The organism is Nonomuraea sp. SBT364 (assembly GCF_001083785.1).
GTDB lineage: Bacteria > Actinomycetota > Actinomycetes > Streptosporangiales > Streptosporangiaceae > Nonomuraea.
On sequence record NZ_LAVL01000074.1, the window covers coordinates 20,216 to 39,464 of the forward strand.

Here is a 19,249-nt window from a genome sequence, read left to right on the forward strand (position 1 = left end):
GAGGTCAGTCCGCGACCAGGTCCATGCGGAGGAACTCGGTGATGCGGAGCACCTTCGGCGGGCGGGCCGCCGCGTCCGGCAGGGCCCGGAACGCCTCCTCCTTCCCGACCAGGCGCGGGGCGGCGAGGGCCACCTCCTTGCCGTCGACCCGGAGCCGCGCACCGCCGGTCGCCAGGACGTTGCGCACCCAGTCCGCGCGCGATCCGTACACCAGGATGAACAGGTAGCCGCCGTCGACGGGATGCGCGTCGAGCGGCGTGCGGTAGGTCGCGCCGGAGGTGCGGCCGACGTGGGTCAGCACCGGCCACTTCCCGCCCTCGATCGCGCGGGGGTTGAACACCCGCTTGTTCACGTGCCCCCACCACGTGGGCATCGGCATCGGGACCTCCTTCGCTCGGACCGCGCTTACGCATGTAAGGCTGGCTTACACTCGTAAGGCTGTCAACCCCGTCCGACCTCCTGGAGGCGTCGTGTCACCACCGGCGAAACCGCTCAGCAGGGCGCTCGTGCTGGAAGCCGCGATCCGGGTCGCGGACCGCGGCGGCGTGGAGGCGATCACCATGCGCCGGGTGGCGCAGGAGCTGGGCGTGGAGGCGATGTCGCTCTACCACCACGTGCCGAACAAGGACGCGATCCTCGACGGCGTGGTCGACGCGGTGTTCGCGGCGATCGAGCTGCCCGGCGCCGGGGACGGCGACTGGCGCGAGGCCGTCCGCGCGCGCGCCTTCTCCGCGCGCGCGGTCCTGTCGCGGCACAGCTGGGCCCTCGGCCTCATGGACTCCCGCCGCTCCCCGGGCCCGGCGACGCTGCGCCACCACGACGCCGTCCTCGGTGTCCTGCGGAGGGCGGGATTCTCCCTGCCGATGGCCGCGCACGCCGTCTCCCTCATCGACAGCTACGTCGGCGGATTCGTCCTGCAGGAGGCGAACCTGCCGGTGACAACGCCGGACGAGGTCGGGGAGGTGGCCGGCGGCATCCTGGAAGGGCTGCCGGCGGACGAGCTGCCGTACCTCACCGAGATGATCGTCGGCCACGCCCTGCGGCCCGGCTACGACCACACCGGCGAGTTCGGCTACGGCCTGGACCTCATCCTCGACGCGCTCGAGGCCCGCCGGGGCTGAAAGGCGGTGCTCAGGCTGCCTTCTCCTCCTCACGCGGGAAGAAGGGCAGGTCGAGGTAGACGTTACCGGCGGCGGCGAGGATCTCCGAGGCGTCGTCCACCGGCGGGTGGATGAACTGGTTGATGGTCTTCTTGACCTCCTTGGCGGCGGCGCCCGAGGCCATCACCTTGCGGTCCCAGCCCCGGGTGAAGACCGCGCCGGCGCCGCCCAGGTCCAGGCAGGTGACGTACGGACCGGGGGTGAAGTCGCGCAGCGGCAGGCCGAGCAGGTCGGCCGCGGCGTTGTAGCCGGCGACCTTGCCCAGCGGGGTGGCGTGCTGGCAGGCCTGCATGACCGTGTGCTCGGCGTCGAAGGCCGCCGCGGCCGTGTCCCCGGCGGCGAACACCTCAGGCAGGGCGCGCAGGTGCCCGTCCACCGGCACCCGGCCGAGGTGGTCGAGATCGCCGGAGATCTGCCGGGTGAGCTCGCTGGCCCGTAGCCCGGCCGCCCAGACCACCGCGTCCGCCTCGACCCGGTTGCCGCCGGACAGGACGGCGTACCCGTCGCCGACCTCCGTCACCGTCGTCGCGAGGCGGAGCTCGACGCCCAGCTCGTCCAGCGCGGCCCGGATCACCTCGCGCGGGCCCGCGCCGAGCTCGTCGCCGACGACCTCCGCCTGGTCCACCAGCAGCACCCGGCCCCCGGCGGCCAGCTCGGTCGCGGCCTCCAGGCCGACGAACCCGGCGCCGACGACCACGGCGGCGTAGTCGTCGCGGTCGCGCAGGTGATCGGCGAGCCGCCGGGCCCCGTCGAGGGTGTCGATGTCGAAGAGCCGCCCGGCGCCGGGCAGGTCCCCGGGCCGGACGAGCTCGCTGCCCGCCGCCAGCACCAGGCGGTCGTAGCCGACCTCCCGGCCACCCGCCACGACCACGCGGCGGCCGGTGTCGATCGTGCTCACGCGGGCCCGCAGGTGCTCGACGCCGATCGGCCCGAGCACCCTGGCGAGCTCGACCTTGGCCAGCTCCGGCTCCGGCTCGTACAGGCGCGGCCGCAGCACCATGTGCTCGTCCGGCGCGATGAGCGTGATGCGCAGGTCCGCCTCCCCGCGCGCCAGCGCCGCTCCCGCCGCGCTCCAGACGCCCGCGAACCCGCCTCCGATGATCACCACGTGTGCCACTGTTCCGTCCCTCTCTCAGTATCGCCCCCGGGGAATCGGGGGCCGCGGCAGGGAGACAAGACGGCACGCTCAGATGTGACCGAGATGAGCGAGTTTCTCGGGATTGACCAGTCTCCGGAACTCCGTGATCCGCCCGTCGGCGACCTCCACGGTGTCGAGCCAGACCAGCTCGCCGCCGTCGTAGGTCGCCAGGGCGGGATCCCCGTTCACCTCGATGACGCGGAAGGCGTCGGGCCGCCTGATCTCGATCTGCCTGACCGCCAGCAGCGCGATCCGGGCCGCGCCGCCGACCGGCCTGCGGGCGGCGATCGCCTTGCCGCCGCCGTCGGCGACGTAGACGGCATCGGGATGGAGCAGCTCGACGAGCCCGGCGATGTCCCCCGCGTCGGCCGCCGCCTTGAACGCCTTCAGTACGCGTTCGGTCTCGGTCCTGGACGCCCGGGGCCGCTCCCGCACCGCGGCGACCCGTGCCCGCGCGCGGGAGGCGAGCTTGCGACCGGCGGCGGGCGTGCTGCCGAGCACCTCGGCGACCCGGTCGAACGGCAGGCCGAAGACGTCGTGCAGCACCAGCGCGACGCGTTCGGCCGGGGAGAGCCGCTCCATCACGACCAGCATGGCGGTGCTCACCGACTCGTCCATGATCACCCGGGTGGCGGTGTCGGGCCCGGTCAGCAGGGGTTCGGGCAGCCAGGGGCCGACGTAGGTCTCGCGCCGGACGCGCGCCGACCTCAGCACGTTGTAGGACGTCCGGGCGGCCAGGGTGACCAGCCAGGCCCGCAGGTCCCGCACCTCGGACAGGTCGGCGGTGGCGGCACGCAGCCACACCTCCTGCGTCACGTCCTCGGCCTCGGCCACGGTGCCGAGGATGCGGTAGGCCGCCCCGAAGACCGCGGCGCGATGCGCCTCCCAGTCGGCCTCCGTCAACGTGCCGCTCCGCTCCACCCTCGGCCTCCCGTCCCGCCGGCCGCCGATCCCGGGCAGGCCGTGCCTGCCCACCTGGGAGGCGGTGGACTCTCCCCCTGTGGGAGGCATCATGCTACTTCCACCCGGCAACGGCTTCCGGAGCCGCCGGCCGTCCGGCTATCGAGGAGAGCGACGCATGACCATCGTGGAGGGTGTCGAGGCCCGTGGCACGCAGCACTGCGAGACGACGGCGCTGGGGGTGCTGCTGCGGCACGAGGGACTCGACCTGTCCGAGCCCATGCTGTTCGGGCTCGGCTCGGGCCTGTCCTTCGTCTACTGGGACGCCAAGGGCATGGACTTCCCCTTCATCGGAGGCCGCGTCAAGCCCTTCGAGCTCACCCGGAACCTGGCCGCCAGGCTGGGCCTGACCTTGCGGGTCGAGGAGACCACCTCGCCGCGCAAGGCGTGGGAGAACGTGTCGGCCCGCATCGACGCCGGGGCGCCGGTCGGCCTCCAGCTCGACTGCTACCACCTGGACTACTTCCGGTCGAAGGTGCACTTCGGCGGCCATGTCGTCGCGATGTACGGCTACGACGAGCACCAGGCGTACCTGGTGGACACCGAGCAGCAGGGCGGCGCCGTGCGGACGAGCCGGACCGCCCTGGCCATGGCGAGGGCTGAACGCGGCCCGATGACCGCCAGGAACCGCTCCTTCTCCGTCGCCCTGCCGCCGCACCCGCTCTCCTGGCAGGAGCAGGTCGTGCCCGCGATCAAGGCGTGCGCCGGCGCGTTCCTCACCGCCCCCATCGCGAATCTGGGCCATCGCGGCATCGAGAAGACCGCCCGCCAGGCGCCCAAGTGGCCGGCCCGCGCGCAGGAGCCGAAGCGGGACCTGCCGCAGGCCGCCCTCCTCATGGAGAAGGGCGGCACCGGCGGCGCCCTGTTCCGCGCCCTCTACCGTGACTTCCTCGGCGAGTGCACCGGGCTGGTCGACGACGACGCCCTGCGCACCGGTCACCGGCTCTACGGCGAGGCCGCCACCCTGTGGACGGAGGTGGCCGCGCCGATCGCGAAGGCGGGCGAGGAGGACGACGCGGCCTGCCTCGACCGGGCCGCCGCCCTCCTGCTCGACCTCGCGCGCGTCGAGGGCGAGGCCATGCGGACGCTGCTGGAGGTGCGGGCGCGACACTGAGGCCGGCGTCCGCGATCAGTGGCCGCGGGCGCCGTCGACGGTCTCGCGGACCAGCACGATCTCACGGCTGTTCGCCGGTCAGCCGAGGCCGACCTTCTGCCGTTCGGGCTCGACGACGGCGATGACGCGTTCCTCTTCGCGGGGGTAGGGCTCGCCGGTGTACTTCACCGCGATCCGGTCGATGATCTCCCAGGCCGCGTCGCCGTCGAGCCATTCGACGACCCGGCCCCGGACGATGACGGGCTCGTACGGGTTGTCGGCGGGCGCCAGGGAGAGCGCCACCCTCGGGTCGCGGCGCAGGTTGCGGGCCTTGCGCGACCGCGGACCGGTGAGGAAGACGATGCGCTCGCCGTGGGTGCCGACCCAGAGCGGGACGGTGTGGGGCGAACCGTCCGGCAGGACGGTGGCGAGGTGGGCCAGCGAGGTGCCGTCGAGTGCGCGGCGTACGTCAGGGGTGAGCATCTTCTTCTCCTCGTGCGATTTCGGTGTTCGGTACGGCGGTGTCCGGTACGACGGTGTTCGGTGCGACGGTGTTCGGTACGACGGTGTCCGGTACGGCATGGCAGGCGGCCGGGATCAGCGCTCGACCGCGTAGTGGAGATGGGTGACGCCCGGCGCCGGGACGGCCTCGACCAGGCGCAGGCGCACGTGCCCGGGCAGCGCGCGGAAGAAGGGGCGGCCGCCGCCGAGCAGGATCGGCACCTGGTGGAGGATCACCTCGTCGACCAGCCCCGCCTTGAGGGCCTCGGTCGCGACGCAGCCGCCCATGAGGCCGACGTCCTTGCCGCCGGCCGCCTCGCGGGCCGCCGCGATCGCGTCCTCGACGCCGGTGGTGACCAGGGTCTGCCGCTCGGTCAGCTCCGGCGCCGCCCGATGGCTGAGGACGAACAGCCGGGCCGCCGGGTGCGGGCTGCCGCCGCCGAAACGGTCGGAGTCCTCGTAGGTGTTGCGGCCCGCGACGATCGCGCCCACCCGCCCGGCGAGAGCGTCGAAGATCCGGGCGCTGGGGCCGCTCAGCCGGAACCCGTCGAACACCCGGCTGGGCGTGTCTCCGTCGAAGTACCAGTCGAAGAGCGTCGTGCCGTCGCCCAGCCCGCGCCCGGCGCCCGGGTCGCGCCCGGTGATGTAGCCGTCGACCGACACCGCGTGGGCACTGATGACCTTGCTCATCTGCGCACTCCCTTCGGGTTCCTTCAAGAGACTCCATGACCCTAACAGTCGAAGTTCCCTGAGGGAACCCCGCTTGATAGGCTCGTCCCATGCAACGCACCAATTTCGGCGACATGGCGTGCTCGATCGCGCGCACGCTCGACGTCATCGGGGAGCCCTGGTCCCCGCTGATCCTGCGGGACGTGTGGGCCGGGTTCACCCGGTTCGAGCAGATCCAGGCGGATCTCGGCATCTCGCGCAAGGTGCTGACCGAGCGGCTCAACCACCTCGTCGAGCGCGGAGTCCTCGAACGCCGGCCCTACGACCGGCGGCCACGCCACGAGTACATCCTGACGGAGAAGGGCGCCGAGCTCGTCGACCTGCTCATGGTCATGGCCGGCTGGGCGGACAGGTGGCTCGCGGGCGAGGCCGGGCCTCCGGTGCTCTACCGCCATCACGCGTGCGGCGAGATCAGCCGCGTCGACCTGCGCTGCGCCCACTGCGGCGAGCCGATGCACGCCGGCGACGTCGACCTGCTGCCCGGCCCGGGAGCCGTCTGACCGGGGAGGCCCCGGCACTCCCCCGCCACGCCGCCCACCTGCCATGTGCCCGCCGCTCCCCCGCTCCGGAACCTCCGGCTCGGAGTGCTACCAACGCCGGCTCCGCATCATGCCCATCCGGTCGCCATGCGGTCCCAAAACTCCGGCGCCCCGGCCGGCCGCCGTTCGCGGGCGGCACGGGCGTGAGCCGGATCACGCGCCTCGGCTGTCACGGACCGGCGCGCCGCCCCGTCCGGACGGGTGAACGACTCCACGACCGAGACCGGGGATGAGCATGGTTCGCCTTGACGACACACCTGAGACCGCCGCCGGGCGGCCGGGGCGCCGGCGGCGCCGGTATCGCCTGCTGCCGGCCGCGCTCGCCCTGCTGGTGACCCTGCTGGTGACCGTGATGCTGCTGGGGGCCTACGTCTGGCAGCCGGCCGAGGCCGGTCGCGCCTTCCGCTCGCCGTACCTGGCCCAGGTGGGGTCCCGCTACGCCGACACCCCGATCGCCAGCTTCCACTACGTGCGGGCCGGATCCGGCAGTCCGGTGATCCTGCTCTCGCCCGGCGGCACCTCGGTCATCGGCTGGAAGGACCAGGTGCCGGCACTGGCCCGCGACCACACCGTGTACGTGGTCGACCTGCCCGGCCAGGGTTACACGCGGCTGAAGGACCGCGACTTCGCCTTCGACCTGGACGCCATGACCGCCGCCGTCGGCGCGTTCATGGACTCCGTCGGCGTACGGCGGGCCGCTCTGGCGGGCAACTCCTGGAGCGGCGGCTGGGCCCTGGCCTTCGCCCAGCGTCACCCCGCCCGCGTCACGAAGCTCGCCCTGCTCGACGCCACCGGGCTGGACCTGCCCGGCACCTGGATGTGGGAGTCGTTGAAGATCCCCGTCGTCGGCGAGCTCGCGGTCAAGCTGTCCACCGGCAGGTCCGCCGTGCGCGGCGTGGCCGAGGGCATGATGGTCAACAAGCAGCGGATCACCGACCGGCTGCTGGACGAGTGGTGGGCGCCGATGACCTTCCACGACAACATCCGCGCCACCTACCTGCTGGAACGCCGCCTGGACTGGGGGCCGACCGAACGCGCCCTGCCCGCCACCGCGACCCCGGTCCTGCTGCTGTGGGGGAGGCAGGACACCGTCCAGCCCGTCGAGCGCGCCCGCCGATTCGCCGGACTGCTGCCCGACGCCCGGCTCCGGATCCTGGACGGCTGCGGCCACGCCCCCCAGCTCGACTGCCCGGAACCGGTCAACCGCCACCTCCGTGCCTTCTTCGCCGACACCCGGTGAGCGGGCCCCGGGCCGGTCAGCGGCCGGTGGAGCCGTCGATCCGCTCGCGGAGGATGTCGGCGTGGCCGGCGTGCCGGCCGGTCTCCTCGATCAGGTGCACCAGGACCCATCGCATCGACGGCGCCGGCCCCCGGCCCGGGACGCGCGGGGCGGGCAGGGCCAGGTCCGGGCAGGCGTCGATGACCTGGTTCGCCCGCTCGACGGTCTGCCGGTAGTCGGCGAGCACCCCGGCGACGGTGTCGTGCGGGGTGGGCCGCATGGTCGCGGGCCAGTCGCCGGCGTCCTCGCCGAGGAAGTAGAACCGTTCGACGAACGCCAGGTGCCTGACCAGCCCGAGAAGGTTCGTGCCCGAGGGCACTCCGGCCGTTCGCACCTGCGGTTCCGGCACATCCGCGACCTTCCCGGCGACCGCGTTCCGCAGGTGGTCGAGGAAGCCCCGCAGGGTGGCCTTCTCGTCGGCGCCGGTCCGCGGGGGCGCGGTGTCCTTGGCCCGCGTCGCGGCTCGCCGCGCGCTGTCTCCTGACATCGGGTCACCCCGTTCCGGTGGTCCGCTGGACGAGCAGGACGTGGTCGACGACGTACGCGCTCTCGCCGGCGGGACCGGTGGCCCGGCGGCGGGGCATGTCGGCGCGCCGGACCTGCCAGTGCGCGGGGTCGAGATCGAGTTCGGCGGCCAGCTCGGTCGGGGTGGGGTGGTGGATCCCGGGGTCCTGGTTCCATGACCACGGCGCGGTGGAGCCGTGGTCGACGATCAGCAGCAGGCCGCCGGGGCGCAGCGCCCCGGCGGCGGCGCGCAGGACCCGGTCGCGGAGCAGCGGGAACGGGGTGTGGAAGTACTGGGCGGAGACGAGGTCGAACCGGCCTGCCGGGAAGCTCTCGGCGAGATCGTGCCGTTCGGTGACGACCCGCCCGCCGACGCCGAGCTCGCGGGCGCGGTCCCGCACGCGCTCGACGGCGGTGGCGGAGATGTCGACGGCGGTGACGTGCCAGCCCCGCCGGGCGAGCCAGATGGCGTCGCCGCCGGCGCCGCAGCCCAGGTCCAGGGCGGCGCCGGGAGGCAGCGGCGCGGCGGTCTCGGCGAGCAGCGGGTTGACGTGCGCGTCCCGGTCGCGCCGGGTGCGGTAGTGCCGCTCCCAGAACAGCGCGGCGTCCTGGTCCGCCGCGCCCTGCTCGCCCGCGGCGGGCCGCCCGCTTCGGGTGGAGTCCATGTGCATCGCCCTTCGTGGCCGGTTACCTGTTCCGGCAGCATCGCCGCCGCCGTTCCCCGTTTGCAAGAAAAGTTGCGGATCCGCATTATTGAAGGCATGGACCATCCCTCCGAAGACGTACTGGCCGGAGTCGGGGCGCGGCTGCGCGCCCTGCGGAAGGCGCGCGGCGCCACGCTGGCGGCGCTGGCCGACGAGACCGGGCTCACGGCGAGCACCCTGTCCCGGCTGGAGAACGGCAGGCTCCGCCCCACGCTGGAGCAGCTCCTGCCGCTGGCCCGGGCGCACGGCGTCCCGCTCGACGATCTCGTCGCGGCGCCGCCCACCGGGGACCCGCGCATCCACCTGCGGCCGGTACGGCGCCACGGGCTGGTGCTGGTGCCGCTGACCAGGCGGGCGGGCGGCATCCAGGCCTACAAGGTGATCTACCCGCCGGCCGGCCGGGCGCCGGCGACTAAGCCGCGGACCCACGAGGGGTACGAGTGGTTCTACGTCCTCGACGGGCACGTCAGGTTCGTGCTCGGCGAGCAGGAGTTCCGGCTCGGCGCCGGCGAGGCCGCGGAGTTCGACACCCGCATACCGCACTGGATCGGCAGCGCCGGCGACCGGCCCGCGGAGCTGCTCACCCTCTTCGGCGCGCAGGGAGAACGCGCCCACCTGGCACCGTCCGCGCACTGACGCCCCGCCGTGCCTCGGGCCGGGGCCGAGGTGCCCAGCTGGGCCCGGCAGGATCGCGGCCATGTCCCCCGACGTTCCCCGCCTCCGGATCGGCTCGACCGAGATCAACGCCCTGGCCGACGCGCAGGGCCCGTTCTTCTAGCTCCCCCGACCTCGCTACTCGCACGAGTTCGATCCCGAGGCCGCCGGGCACTCCAGGAAGCGCCTGCCGGACCACGGAACCGCCACCACGCTGCACCTGGCGACCCCGCATCCGACGGAGCCGTTCATCCCGGCGTGACCTCGACCCGTTCGCGGGCAGGCGACATGCATGCCGCTATCACCAGTGACGCACCGCATCATCGACGTCGATGGGGTCGAGACCTTCTACAGGGAGGCCGGCCCGCCGGACGCCCCGGTGTTCCTGCTGCCGCACGGCTACCCCTGCTCCTCCTACGAGTTCCGCGGCCTCATGCCCGCCCTCGGCGACCGCTGGCGCCTGCTCGCGCCCGACCTGCCGGGCTTCGGCCACAGCGCCACCCCCGCCGGCTTCTCCTACACCTTCGACGGCTACGCCGACCACCTCGAACGCTTCACCCAGGTGCTCGGCCTGTCCCGGTACGCCCTCTACCTGCACGACTACGGCTCCCAGTTCGGCCTCCGGCTCGCCCTGCGATCGCCGGAACGGGTGGCCGCGCTCGTCATCCAGAACGGCGACATCTACGAGGACGCGCTCGGCCCGAAGTACGCCTGGCTGAAGGAGCACTGGGCCCACCCGACGCCCGAGGGCCGGGAGAAGATGGCCGCCAACGTCTCGCTTGACGGGTTTCGCGACGAGTTCGCCGGCGACCTGCCCCCGCACCTCGCCGAACGGGTGAGCCCGGACCTGTGGACGCTGCACTGGGCCCTGATGAACACCCCGGAGCGCAGGCGGAACGTGGTGAACCTGTTCGAGGACCAGGCGACGACGCTCGGCTGGTTCCCGAAGGAGCAGGCGTACCTGCGCGAGCACCGGCCGCCGGCGCTGATCGTGTGGGGACCGCACGACGGCTACATGCCCGAGGAGTCCGCCCGGGCGTACCTGCGCGACCTTCCCGACGCCGAGCTGCACCTGCTCGACGCCGGGCACTGGGCGCTGGAGACCAGCCTGGGCGAGATCGTCCCCCTCGTCCGCGACTTCCTCGGACGCGTCCACTCCTGACCGCGCCGGCGCCGCCGCACAGCGAGGCTGACGGCCGCCGGCTTCGCCGAGCAGGACGGCGCCGTGCCCGGGCGGCCGGTCCGGTTCGTGATGAGGGATGGGCGGGGGCGCGAGCTTGATCTGCATCCCTGAGGTTCGGCGCGGACGGCTCGGCGGTCCAGGCGGCCGACGGCCGGGGCGGCGTCTTCCGCTGTCCCGCCGATGCCTTCGCGACCGGGGTGATCGGGGCCCTGCTCCGCGAGGCGTTCGGGATCGCCACCCCCTTCTGGGATCGGCCGCCGGCCCCGGTGCCCAAACCTCAGAGCGCAAGGTTTATCCTAGGAGTATTAGGTTTGATTTGAGCTGCTCTAGGAGAATGTATGGCGCGGGCCGGGCTGACGGCTGATCGGGTGACAGTCGCGGGTGCCGAGCTGGCGGACGAGGTCGGGCTGGAGCACGTGACCATGTCGGCGGTGGCCAGGCGGCTCGGGGTGAAGGACGCGAGCCTGTACGTGCACGTACGCGGCCTGGAAGACCTGCGCGGGCGGATCGCCCTGCTGGCGGCGGACGAGAAGACGATCCGCATCGCCGAGGCGACCGCCGGACGGGCCGGGAAGGACGCGCTGGTGGCGTTCGCGGACGCCTGGCGGGCCTACGCCCACGACCATCCGGGCCGCTACACCGCGACACAGGTCCCGACCCGGATCGATCCCGATCTCGCGGCCCGGGCGCCGGGGCCGCGACGCGCGGTCGAGCTGACGTACAGCATGCTGCGCGCCTACGCGCTGGCCGAGCCCGACCTGACCGACGCGGTCCGGCTGGTGCGCAGCACGCTGCACGGCTTCGTCAGCCTGGAGGCCGCCGGCGGGTTCGCGCACGCGCGCCCGGCGGAGACCTCGTGGGGCCGCTGCCTCGACGCGCTGCACGCCCTCCTGGAGCGCTGGCCCGCACCCCGTGAAGGAGAGTCCTCATGACCGATCCCACCACCGGCCGCCTGCGCGTGGACGGCGCCACCCTGCACTACGAGGTACGTGGGCGGGGCCCGCTGCTGCTGCTGATCCCGGGCGGCGCGGGCGACGCCGCCTCGTTCGACGGCATCGCCGGCGAGCTGGCCGCCGACCACACGGTCGCCGCCTACGACGCACGCGGCATGTCCCGCAGCCCGCTGGACGACCCGCGGGCCACCCAGCACGTCGCGCGGCACGCCGACGACGCGTTCCGGCTGCTGGAACTGCTGTCGCCGGACGCGCCCGCCCGCGTGGCCGGATGCAGCTCGGGGGCGATCGTCGCGCTGCACCTGCTCACCGCCCATCCCGGGCGGCTGGAACGCGTGGTCGCGCACGAGCCGCCGGTGGTGGAGGTGCTGCCGGACGCCGCCGGGCACCGCGCGATGCTCGCCCGCGTCCAGGACACGTTCCGGCGGGAGGGGCTGATGCCCGCGGTGGCCGAGTTCGCGGCGGCCCTGCGGCGGCCGGGCGCCGGGGAGCCCGCCAGGGCGGAGGCGGCCGTCGAGCTGCCGCCCCGGGCGGCGGCCCGCGCCGAGCGGACGATGGCGAACATGCCCTACTTCCTCGGGCGCATCGTGCCGAGCTTCATGGCCTACACCCCCGACCTGGAGCGCCTGGCGGCCCTGTCGGACCGGCTCGTGCTCGCGGGCGGCGCGGACTCGCGCGGCGAGCTGCCCTACCGTCCCGCCGCGCTCCTGGCCGAGCGGTTCGGCAGGGAGCTCGTCCACTTCCCCGGCGGTCACACGGGCCTCAGCACGCATCCCGCCGGGTTCGCCGAGCTGCTCCGCAAGGTGCTGAGCAGCTAGCGCGGCTGGTCGAGCACCACCTCCGCCAGGGCCCGCGCGGCCCGGGCGGGATGGGCGTCGGGGCGGGTGACGGCGTGGGCGAGCACCCCGTCCACGAGCACGAGGATCTGGTCGGCGCCGAAGCCGGGCGCCGGGTGCCGGTGGCGGCGCAGCTCGTCCTCGAACAGCCGGTGCAGCCGGTCCTTGTACGCGCGGACCTCGGCGTGCGCGGGGTGGGCCGGATCGGTGAGGGCGAGCTCGGCCGCCGTGTAGCGGCAGCCGTGGAACGACGGCCGCGTGGTGATCTTGTCCAGCTCGTCGAAGACGGCCAGGACCCGCTCCCGGGGGTCGTCCCCGGCGTCGTCCATCACCTGACGATAGCGGGCCTCGACGCCGGCCCCCCGCAGCGTCTCGGCGATCAGCCCGTCCTTGCCGCCGAAGTGCTGGTAGAGCGAGCGGCGGGCGACGTCGGCCTCCTTGAGGATCGCGTCCACCCCGACATGGACGCCCTGCTCGTAGGTGAGGTCGCTCGCGGCCTGGAGAAGCCGTTCGCGGGGTCCCGGTCTGCTCATCACACGCATCCGATCCGGCAGCGGATTGACAGTTAGACCAACCATTCTATCTAATGGCGGCGTATACCGATCGTTCTATCTACCGGAGTCGCCATGCCCCGCGCGGGCACCCTTCCCGTCGTGCTGACGGGTGTGTTCATCACGATCCTCGACTTCTTCATCGTCAACGTCGCCATCCCCGCCATCCAGCGCGACCTGCACGCCGGCGCGGCCGCCGTCGAGTGGGTCGTCGCCGGCTACGGCCTGGCCTACGGGGCCGGACTGGTCCTCGGCGGGCGGCTCGGCGACATCCTCGGCCGCCGCCGCATGTTCGTCATCGGCCTGACCCTGTTCACGCTCGCCTCGATCGCGTGCGGCCTGGCGCCCGACGCCGGCACGCTGGTCGCCGCCCGCATCGCCCAGGGGCTGGCCGCGGCGGCGCTCACCCCGCAGGTGCTGGCCATCCTGCGGACCGTCTACAGCGGGCCCGCCCAGGCCAGGGCCATCAACGCCTACGCGCTGACGATGGGGCTGGCCGCGGTGTTCGGGCAGCTCGTCGGCGGCCTGCTGATCCAGGCCGACCTGTTCGGGCTCGGCTGGCGCGCCTGCTTCCTGATCAACGTGCCGATCGGCGTAGCGGCGCTCGCGCTGACCCGCCGGGTGGTCCCCGAGAGCCGCCCCGGCACGGCCGTGCGGCTCGACCTGGGCGGCACCGCCCTCATCAGCGCGGCGCTGGTGGCGACCCTGCTGCCGCTGATCGAGGGGCGCGAGCAGGGCTGGCCGCTGTGGACGTGGCTGTCGCTGGCCGCCGCCGTCGCGCTCTTCGCCGCCTACGGCAGGCGACGGCACGCATCGCCCCTGATCGACCTGGCCCTGTTCCGCGAGCGGGCGTTCACCGCCGGTCTGCTCACCCAGCTCGCCTTCACCATGGGCATGGCCGCGTACTTCCTGATCTTCGCCCTGTACGTGCAGGGGGCGGCCGGGCTGGACGCGCTGGGGGCCGGGCTGATCTTCACGCCGATCGGGCTGGGCTATCTGGCCGCCTCGCTGCTCGCGCCCCGGGTCGTCGCGCGGTTCGGCCGCCAGACGATCGCCCTGGGCGGGCTGACCCGGGCGCTCGGTCTCACGGTGCTGCTCGCCGCCGTCGCGCTGGAGGCCCCGCTCGGCTGGCTGGTGCCGATCCTGGCCGTCGACGGGTTCGGCATGGGGCTGGCGCTCGCGCCGATCATGGGCACGGTGCTCGCCGGGGTCGCGCCCCGCCACGCCGGCGCCGCGGCCGGGGTGCTGACGACGGCTCAGCAGGTCGGCGCGGCGCTCGGTGTCGGGATCGTCGGGATCGTGTTCTACGGGAGCCTGCCGGGCGGGGTGAGCCTGGCGTTCCAGCACGGGCTGATCTACCTGATCGTCGTCGCGCTGGCCATCGCCGCGCTCGTCCAGCTCCTGCCCCACACTCCCGGCCCCCGCCTCCCGGCCGGAGCGGCCGGGAAGGAGGCGGTCGCGTGAGGACGCCGGGCGGACGCTCCGCGGGCTCCCGTCGTCAGCGCAGCGAGATGTGCAGCATCTCGCCCACGTTCCGGTAGCCGACCCGGGTGTAGACGCGGGCGGCGCGGTCGTCGGCGGGCGTGAGGAACGGCGTCGTGATCCCGGCGCCGGCGCCCGCGCTGGTCAGCAGTGCCGTGACGGCGCCGGCGACGCCGCGCCGCCGGTGCGAGTCCAGCACCGCGATGCCGGCGACCTCGGCGACCCCCCGGTGCGGGCCGCCGGTCTGCCCGCCGCCGACGACCTGTCCGGTGGCGGTGTCGGTGGCGGCGGCCACGAGCCCGCCCCTGTCGAGGAGCCGCCGCAGTCGCGCGACGTCGTGCCCGGTCGCCTCGGGCGCCTCGAACGCGGCGTTCATCACCCGGGCGACGGCCAGCAGCCCGGCGTCGTCGTCCACGAGCGCGATCCGGACGGCGGCGTCCGCGGGCGCGCGCACCACCTCGCCGGGCGGGCACACCAGCAGCGGGTAGCGGCCCTCCGCCGTGAACCCGGCCGCGAGCAGGGCGTCCTCCACCTTCGGCGCCGCCTGCGGCACGTACTCCAGCCGGGGCGTCCTGGCCCGCTCCCGGAACGCCGCCACCAGCGCGGCGACCTCGTCCGCCGTGGGGGCGACGTCGTCGTCGGGGATGGCGTAGTTGAACGGCAGCGCGTCGTCATGCTCGTCGAACCTGATCACGAACGGCCCGGCCCGATGGGCCCCGTCGCCCGCCGCCGCCCTCAGGTAGGCGTGCACGTCGGTGTTCAGCACGTACGGTCCTCTCCGTCTGATGTGGCTTCCGGTACGGACGCGGCCAGGACCTCGCACGCGTCCTTGTGCACCGCCGCGCCGCACGAGAACACGGCGGTGCCGGTGACCGGGTGGGGCCGACCGTGAGCTCCGCTGAAGAACCCGCCGGCCTCGGTCACGATCAGCGACAGCGGCGCGTAGTCCCACACCTTCCCGCCCACCTGAACCGCCAGGTCCAGCTCCCCGGCGGCCACCAGCAGCGCGGCGTGCACCCGCCAGCCGGCCGGCACGGCGGCGCGCGCCAGCCGGTCCAGCTCGGCCCGATGCCGTCCGGGGGCCAACTCGGCCGGTGGCAGCGTCCCCACCCGGCAGGAGGACAGGGCATCGGGCGGCTCCTTCGCCCGCAGCCGCCGCGCACCGGTCAGCCGCCCGCCGGTCACGTCCGCGACGAAGGCGCCGTGCCCGCGCGCGGCGTACCAGACCTCGTGCCGCGCGGGGACGATCGCGACCCCCACGACCACCTGGCCGTCCTCCTCCAGGGCGATCAGCGTCTGCCAGCGGTCGTCGCCCCGCACGAAGACCAGGGTCCCGTCGATGCCGTCGAGGAGCCAGCGCCGCCGCCCCCGGCCGAGCTCGCCGGTCTCCTCCCCCAGGAAGGCGTCGGCGGGCCGTTCGGCGAGCAGGATCCGGCGCACCTCCTGCTCCACGGCCAGATCGGCCTCCGTCACCACCGAGCCGTCGGCCTTGCGCCGCTGGGCGAGGTCCCTGACGTGGGCGAAGTGGCGCAGCCCCAGCTCGGCGCCCGCGAGGGCGGCCCGCAGGGCGAGATCGAGGTCGTGCAGCACGCTGACGATGATGGCGCATCGGCCGTGCGGCCGCCTGACCGGGGGTCGCCTGCCCTCCGCGCTCTGTCGGGCACCTCGCCGGACGGAGGGGATACGCACGGAATCTCTTGAGTTTTCGCTGGTGGAGCGCAGGGGATTGATCGGGTTCGTACGGAGTCCATCGAGCTGCGCGACGCACCTCGATGTGTGACGAGGAGCCTTGCATGACTGACCTGACGAGCGAAGAACTCACTGAGACGAACCTCGAGAATTTCATCGGGTTCATGACGTTCCTCGCCAAGAACGACCTCTGGGACGAGGCGCGTACGGCCCTGGAGGCGGCCGGGGTGTCGACGGTCCGCGTCAGCACCGAGCCCATCCGCGTCATCCGCAAGATGATCAACGAGGAGTGGCTGCCCACCGACCGGCTGGACCCCGGGGGGCGCAGGCACGCGCTGGTGATCGCGGAGTGCGGCTGCGGTGTCAGCTCGCCGGGACCCGGGAGCGGCCCGGTCAGTCCCACCGGGGGTGGCGGCGACGCCGGCGCCGGCGGCGACGGAGGACGGCCGCAGTGACGTCGTTCCCGGAGGCCCGGCGTCATGCCCGATAGCCACGACGGCGCGGACGACCTGCCCGCCGTGCGCGGCGCCAAGGAACGGTTCGCGGAGCAGTTGCTCGCCAACCCCGACGTCAACGGGGTGGGCGTGGGGCACCGGCGGCGCTCGGGCGAGAAGGTCGAGGAGTACGCGGTCGTCGTGCACGTCACGCGCAAGCGCCCGCTCGACGAGGTCGATCCCGATCGCCGGGTGCCGGGGACGTTGCGCTATGCCGCACCGGACGGCCGGGAGGTCGTCGTCCGCGTCGACGTGCAGGAGCGGGACAAGCCCACGGTCGAGGACGACCGTCCGGCCGTGGGCGTCGACCTGGGCGGCAGGTGCCGGCCGGTGCTCGGCGGCGTGAGCGTGAGCAGTTCCGGCACGTTCGGCGGCTGGGTGTGGGACACGGTGACGAACCAGGTGGTCGCCCTGTCCAACCGCCACGTGTTCGGCTCGGTCGCGGGCACGCCCGTCATCCAGCCGGCCGGCGAGGACGGCGGAGGGCCCGCGGACCGCATCGCCTCCGTGCTGAGGGCGGGCTCGCTGGACGCCGCGATAGCCGTGCCGATCGATCCGAGCGTGGTCGGCACCTCGATCGCCGGAGGCGGCCCCGCCGTCTTCGAGATCGCCGACGCCGTCCTCGACATGCCGGTTCACAAGACCGGGCGCAGGACCGGGCTCACCCATGGCGTCGTGGACCTCATCGACTACGACTCGGACCACCACGGGTCCCATACCGACCTGTGGATCGACGGCGGCGGCGACGACTTCTCCGACGGCGGCGACTCCGGGGCGCTCTATCTGGAGGCGCGGGCCTCCGACCGCGGCGACTGGCACCGCGTCGTGGGCCTCCACTGGGGAGGAGCCGGCAACGACGGGGTCGGGCACCACATCAGGGCGGTCTTCGAGGACCTCGGGCTCGACACCCTGCCTCCCTGAGCCCCGCGCCGGCCACCGGGACCGCGTCAGTGCGGAGCGTCTGCCGCCGGCCGGCCCGAACTGAGGAGTTCGGCGGGCACCGCGTCGGCGAGCGCCCGGTAGCCCGCCGGGCCGAGGTGCAGATGGTCGCCCTCGTCGTAGGCGGGCAGCAGCCGCCGGGGGTCGGCCGGGTCGCGGGCCGCCCGGTCGAAGTCGATCACCGCGTCGAACTCGCCCCCGTCCCGGATCCAGGCGTTGACCTCCTGCCTGGCCGCCTCACGACGGCCGTCCGGGTCGTCGTACGGGTCGTTGCCGCCGAACGGCGTCAGCGTGGCGCCGTACACCGGGATGCCTCGGGCGTGGGCGCGGACGACGATCTGGTGGTAGGCGGCGATCAGGTCGCCGGCGACGCCCTTCTGGGCGTCCTGGGTGGGTTCGGCGGTGCCGATGTCGTTGACGCCCTCGAAGACCAGCAGCCGGTCGACGCCGCTCTGCGCGAGCACGTCGCGGTCGAGCCGGGCCAGCGCGCTCGGGCCGAGGCCGTCGTCGAGCACCCGGTTCCCGCCCGCTGCCTGGTTGGCGATCGCGACGCCCGCGCCGGGCGGCAGCCGGTCGAAGAGCTGGTCGGGCCAGCGGTCGTTGCCGTTCGTGGTGGAGCCCCGGCCGTCGGTCAGCGAGTCGCCGAGCAGGGCGAGCGCCGAGGCCGTGGACCACACCTCGACGCCGCTGAGGAAGTACCAGTGGTCGACGGGCGTCGCGCCGGTCAGGTCCGCGGCCTCGGCCTGGTTGCCCTCGGCCAGGTAGGAGGTGGTGCGGGAGCCGGGGTGGGAGGTGATGCTCGCCGAGGCCTGCCCACCGGCCAGATGGAGGGTCACGGCCAGCACGGCGCCGGGCGGCAGGTCCAGGTCGAGCGGGTCGGACACGACGTGCGCGCCGGGCGGCACGACGGCCGAGGGCCGGCCGTGGAAGGTCACCGGCCGGGACGTCCCCGGCAGGATCGCGCTCACCCCCGCCCGGCCGCCGGCGGGCAGCGCCACGCAGACCCGGGTGATCGGCAGCGGCGCGCCGCCGAACGCGTTGGACAGGCGCAGCCGCGCCCGCCGCCCGCCGGCCGACACCCGCACGGTCTGGCGCAGCGTGCTGTCGGCCATGATCAGGCCGTCGCGCGTGTAGGGCGCGGGCGGCAGGTTGTCCGGCTCGGTGAGCTGGGGCATCGACGTCCAGGTGGTCACCCAGCGGGGCGCGTCCGTCAACCAGCACCTCGAAATGTTTCGGTCCGACTGTCGCCGAAGAGCATACAAGCGGCACGTCAGAGAGTCGAAATATTTCTGCTGATGTTCAGGACGGCGGTCAGTTGGGCCGGGGTGGGCATGAGGTCCAGGCTTTCGCGGATCTCGCGTTCGGCCCAGTCGCGGTGCCGCCGCTCGGCGTGCGGGTCGAGCGCCACGCGGGTCTGGCGCAGCAGGAAGTTGAGCCTGGACGCCACCAGCATCGAGAAGTCCGCGAGGCCGGTGACGCGGCCCGGCCCGCCCGCGCGCACGTACGCCTCGTACAGGGCGGCGATCGCGCCCAGGTCGGCGGCCGAGCTGTCGCAGAACCAGTCGAACAGCGCCCGCGCCAGCTCCCGGGCGGGCGTGGCCGGTCCCAGGCCGTCCCAGTCGACGACCACGAGCGCGCCGCCTTCGCCGGCCAGCACGTTCTCCGGGTGCAGGTCCCGGTGGCAGAGGATCAGCTCGGCGGGGTCGGCCGGCGTGACCACCGCGCACAGCTCGGGCAGCGCGTCCAGCACCTCCGCGAGCCGCGCCGCCCAGGGCACGGCCGCGCCCGCCGCGCCCGCCGCGCCGGCCGCGCCGGCCCATGTGTCCGGGGCGGGGACGCGGTCGTACCAGGGGGCCGGCGG

General features: G+C 73.9%; 23 protein-coding genes. 11 read left to right on the plus strand and 12 right to left on the minus strand.

The genetic code is table 11. The features are described from left to right. Nucleotides 1-4: 4 nt before the first annotated feature. The gene (locus ADY59_RS27750; protein ID WP_049567684.1) at nt 5-379 is read right to left on the minus strand and encodes a nitroreductase family deazaflavin-dependent oxidoreductase; all 375 of its coding nucleotides are present in this window, start codon (nt 377-379) and stop codon (nt 5-7) included. Between the two features lie 91 nt (nt 380-470). Here ADY59_RS27750 and ADY59_RS27755 point away from each other — a divergent pair, with 91 nt between their 5' ends. Next, nucleotides 471-1,121: a TetR/AcrR family transcriptional regulator gene (locus tag ADY59_RS27755; protein ID WP_231618917.1), complete on the plus strand. Its 651-nt coding sequence runs from the start codon at nt 471-473 to the stop codon at nt 1,119-1,121. Nucleotides 1,122-1,131: 10 nt separating this feature from the next. Here ADY59_RS27755 and ADY59_RS27760 read toward each other — a convergent pair whose 3' ends face one another. Continuing rightward, a complete protein-coding gene (locus tag ADY59_RS27760; protein WP_197093887.1) occupies nt 1,132-2,268 on the minus strand; it encodes an NAD(P)/FAD-dependent oxidoreductase in 1,137 nt (378 codons plus the stop codon). A 78-nt stretch (nt 2,269-2,346) separates the two neighbouring features. Further along, nucleotides 2,347-3,312 carry an RNA polymerase sigma factor SigJ gene (sigJ, locus tag ADY59_RS27765; RefSeq protein WP_231618918.1) on the minus strand — a complete coding sequence of 322 codons (966 nt, stop codon included), beginning with the start codon at nt 3,310-3,312 and terminating at the stop codon, nt 2,347-2,349. A 64-nt stretch (nt 3,313-3,376) separates the two neighbouring features. Here sigJ and ADY59_RS27770 point away from each other — a divergent pair, with 64 nt between their 5' ends. Continuing rightward, nucleotides 3,377-4,372, plus strand: coding sequence for a BtrH N-terminal domain-containing protein (locus ADY59_RS27770; RefSeq protein ID WP_049567693.1), 996 nt, complete (start codon nt 3,377-3,379; stop codon nt 4,370-4,372). A gap of 78 nt (nt 4,373-4,450) precedes the next feature. Here the strand turns inward: ADY59_RS27770 and ADY59_RS27775 are convergent, their stop codons facing one another. Continuing rightward, on the minus strand, nt 4,451-4,834 hold the full coding sequence (locus ADY59_RS27775) for a PPOX class F420-dependent oxidoreductase (RefSeq protein ID WP_049567696.1): 384 nt from the start codon (nt 4,832-4,834) through the stop codon (nt 4,451-4,453). Nucleotides 4,835-4,948: 114 nt separating this feature from the next. Next, the gene (locus tag ADY59_RS27780; protein ID WP_049567699.1) at nt 4,949-5,542 is read right to left on the minus strand and encodes a dihydrofolate reductase family protein; all 594 of its coding nucleotides are present in this window, start codon (nt 5,540-5,542) and stop codon (nt 4,949-4,951) included. An 89-nt stretch (nt 5,543-5,631) separates the two neighbouring features. Between ADY59_RS27780 and ADY59_RS27785 the strand changes: the two genes are divergently transcribed. Both ADY59_RS27785 and ADY59_RS27790 read left to right on the plus strand, forming a co-directional pair. Further along, nucleotides 5,632-6,081, plus strand: a complete 450-nt coding sequence (locus ADY59_RS27785) for a winged helix-turn-helix transcriptional regulator (protein WP_049567702.1) — start codon at nt 5,632-5,634, stop codon at nt 6,079-6,081. 274 nt (nt 6,082-6,355) lie between these two features. After that, entirely contained in the window at nt 6,356-7,360 is a 1,005-nt protein-coding gene (locus ADY59_RS27790; RefSeq protein ID WP_197093888.1) for an alpha/beta fold hydrolase, read from the plus strand. Between the two features lie 16 nt (nt 7,361-7,376). Here the strand turns inward: ADY59_RS27790 and ADY59_RS27795 are convergent, their stop codons facing one another. Together ADY59_RS27795 and ADY59_RS27800 are read right to left on the minus strand one after the other, a co-directional pair. Next, on the minus strand, nt 7,377-7,886 hold the full coding sequence (locus tag ADY59_RS27795) for a DinB family protein (RefSeq protein WP_049567709.1): 510 nt from the start codon (nt 7,884-7,886) through the stop codon (nt 7,377-7,379). 4 nt (nt 7,887-7,890) lie between these two features. Then, a complete protein-coding gene (locus ADY59_RS27800) occupies nt 7,891-8,568 on the minus strand; it encodes a class I SAM-dependent methyltransferase (RefSeq protein WP_049567763.1) in 678 nt (225 codons plus the stop codon). 96 nt (nt 8,569-8,664) lie between these two features. On the opposite strand from ADY59_RS27800, the gene ADY59_RS27805 reads away from it, so the two are divergent. The 4 genes from ADY59_RS27805 to ADY59_RS27820 all read left to right on the plus strand — a co-directional run bounded on the left by ADY59_RS27805 (nt 8,665) and on the right by ADY59_RS27820 (nt 12,215). Further along, nucleotides 8,665-9,243, plus strand: a complete 579-nt coding sequence (locus ADY59_RS27805) for a helix-turn-helix domain-containing protein (protein WP_049567712.1) — start codon at nt 8,665-8,667, stop codon at nt 9,241-9,243. 310 nt (nt 9,244-9,553) lie between these two features. After that, nucleotides 9,554-10,423 (plus strand): alpha/beta fold hydrolase, encoded by an 870-nt coding sequence (locus tag ADY59_RS27810; RefSeq protein WP_049567714.1) that lies wholly within the window; start codon nt 9,554-9,556, stop codon nt 10,421-10,423. A gap of 359 nt (nt 10,424-10,782) precedes the next feature. Next, the gene (locus tag ADY59_RS27815; RefSeq protein WP_049567716.1) at nt 10,783-11,376 is read left to right on the plus strand and encodes a TetR/AcrR family transcriptional regulator; all 594 of its coding nucleotides are present in this window, start codon (nt 10,783-10,785) and stop codon (nt 11,374-11,376) included. After that, nucleotides 11,373-12,215 carry an alpha/beta fold hydrolase gene (locus ADY59_RS27820; protein WP_049567719.1) on the plus strand — a complete coding sequence of 281 codons (843 nt, stop codon included), beginning with the start codon at nt 11,373-11,375 and terminating at the stop codon, nt 12,213-12,215. Before ADY59_RS27815 ends, ADY59_RS27820 begins: the two co-directional genes overlap by 4 nt. Here ADY59_RS27820 and ADY59_RS27825 read toward each other — a convergent pair. After that, entirely contained in the window at nt 12,212-12,766 is a 555-nt protein-coding gene (locus ADY59_RS27825) for a TetR/AcrR family transcriptional regulator (protein ID WP_231618919.1), read from the minus strand. The genes ADY59_RS27820 and ADY59_RS27825 overlap by 4 nt on opposite strands. A 120-nt stretch (nt 12,767-12,886) precedes the next feature. Here ADY59_RS27825 and ADY59_RS27830 point away from each other — a divergent pair, with 120 nt between their 5' ends. Then, nucleotides 12,887-14,248, plus strand: coding sequence for an MFS transporter (locus tag ADY59_RS27830; RefSeq protein WP_197093889.1), 1,362 nt, complete (start codon nt 12,887-12,889; stop codon nt 14,246-14,248). A gap of 34 nt (nt 14,249-14,282) precedes the next feature. Here the strand turns inward: ADY59_RS27830 and ADY59_RS27835 are convergent, their stop codons facing one another. Both ADY59_RS27835 and ADY59_RS27840 read right to left on the minus strand, forming a co-directional pair. Further along, nucleotides 14,283-15,032, minus strand: coding sequence for a GNAT family N-acetyltransferase (locus ADY59_RS27835; RefSeq protein WP_049567730.1), 750 nt, complete (start codon nt 15,030-15,032; stop codon nt 14,283-14,285). Next, nucleotides 15,026-15,856, minus strand: coding sequence for an inositol monophosphatase family protein (locus tag ADY59_RS27840; protein ID WP_082310455.1), 831 nt, complete (start codon nt 15,854-15,856; stop codon nt 15,026-15,028). Before ADY59_RS27840 ends, ADY59_RS27835 begins: the two co-directional genes overlap by 7 nt. Before the next feature lie 203 nt (nt 15,857-16,059). Here ADY59_RS27840 and ADY59_RS27845 point away from each other — a divergent pair, with 203 nt between their 5' ends. Together ADY59_RS27845 and ADY59_RS27850 are read left to right on the plus strand one after the other, a co-directional pair. Then, nucleotides 16,060-16,410 (plus strand): hypothetical protein, encoded by a 351-nt coding sequence (locus ADY59_RS27845; RefSeq protein ID WP_049567731.1) that lies wholly within the window; start codon nt 16,060-16,062, stop codon nt 16,408-16,410. 24 nt (nt 16,411-16,434) lie between these two features. Then, a complete protein-coding gene (locus ADY59_RS27850; RefSeq protein ID WP_049567732.1) occupies nt 16,435-17,370 on the plus strand; it encodes a hypothetical protein in 936 nt (311 codons plus the stop codon). 26 nt (nt 17,371-17,396) lie between these two features. Here the strand turns inward: ADY59_RS27850 and ADY59_RS27855 are convergent, their stop codons facing one another. Then, nucleotides 17,397-18,602 (minus strand): SGNH/GDSL hydrolase family protein, encoded by a 1,206-nt coding sequence (locus ADY59_RS27855; RefSeq protein WP_197093890.1) that lies wholly within the window; start codon nt 18,600-18,602, stop codon nt 17,397-17,399. 56 nt (nt 18,603-18,658) lie between these two features. After that, nucleotides 18,659-19,249 (minus strand): phosphotransferase family protein (locus ADY59_RS27860; RefSeq protein WP_049567734.1); only part of this gene is annotated, 591 nt, incomplete at its 5' end.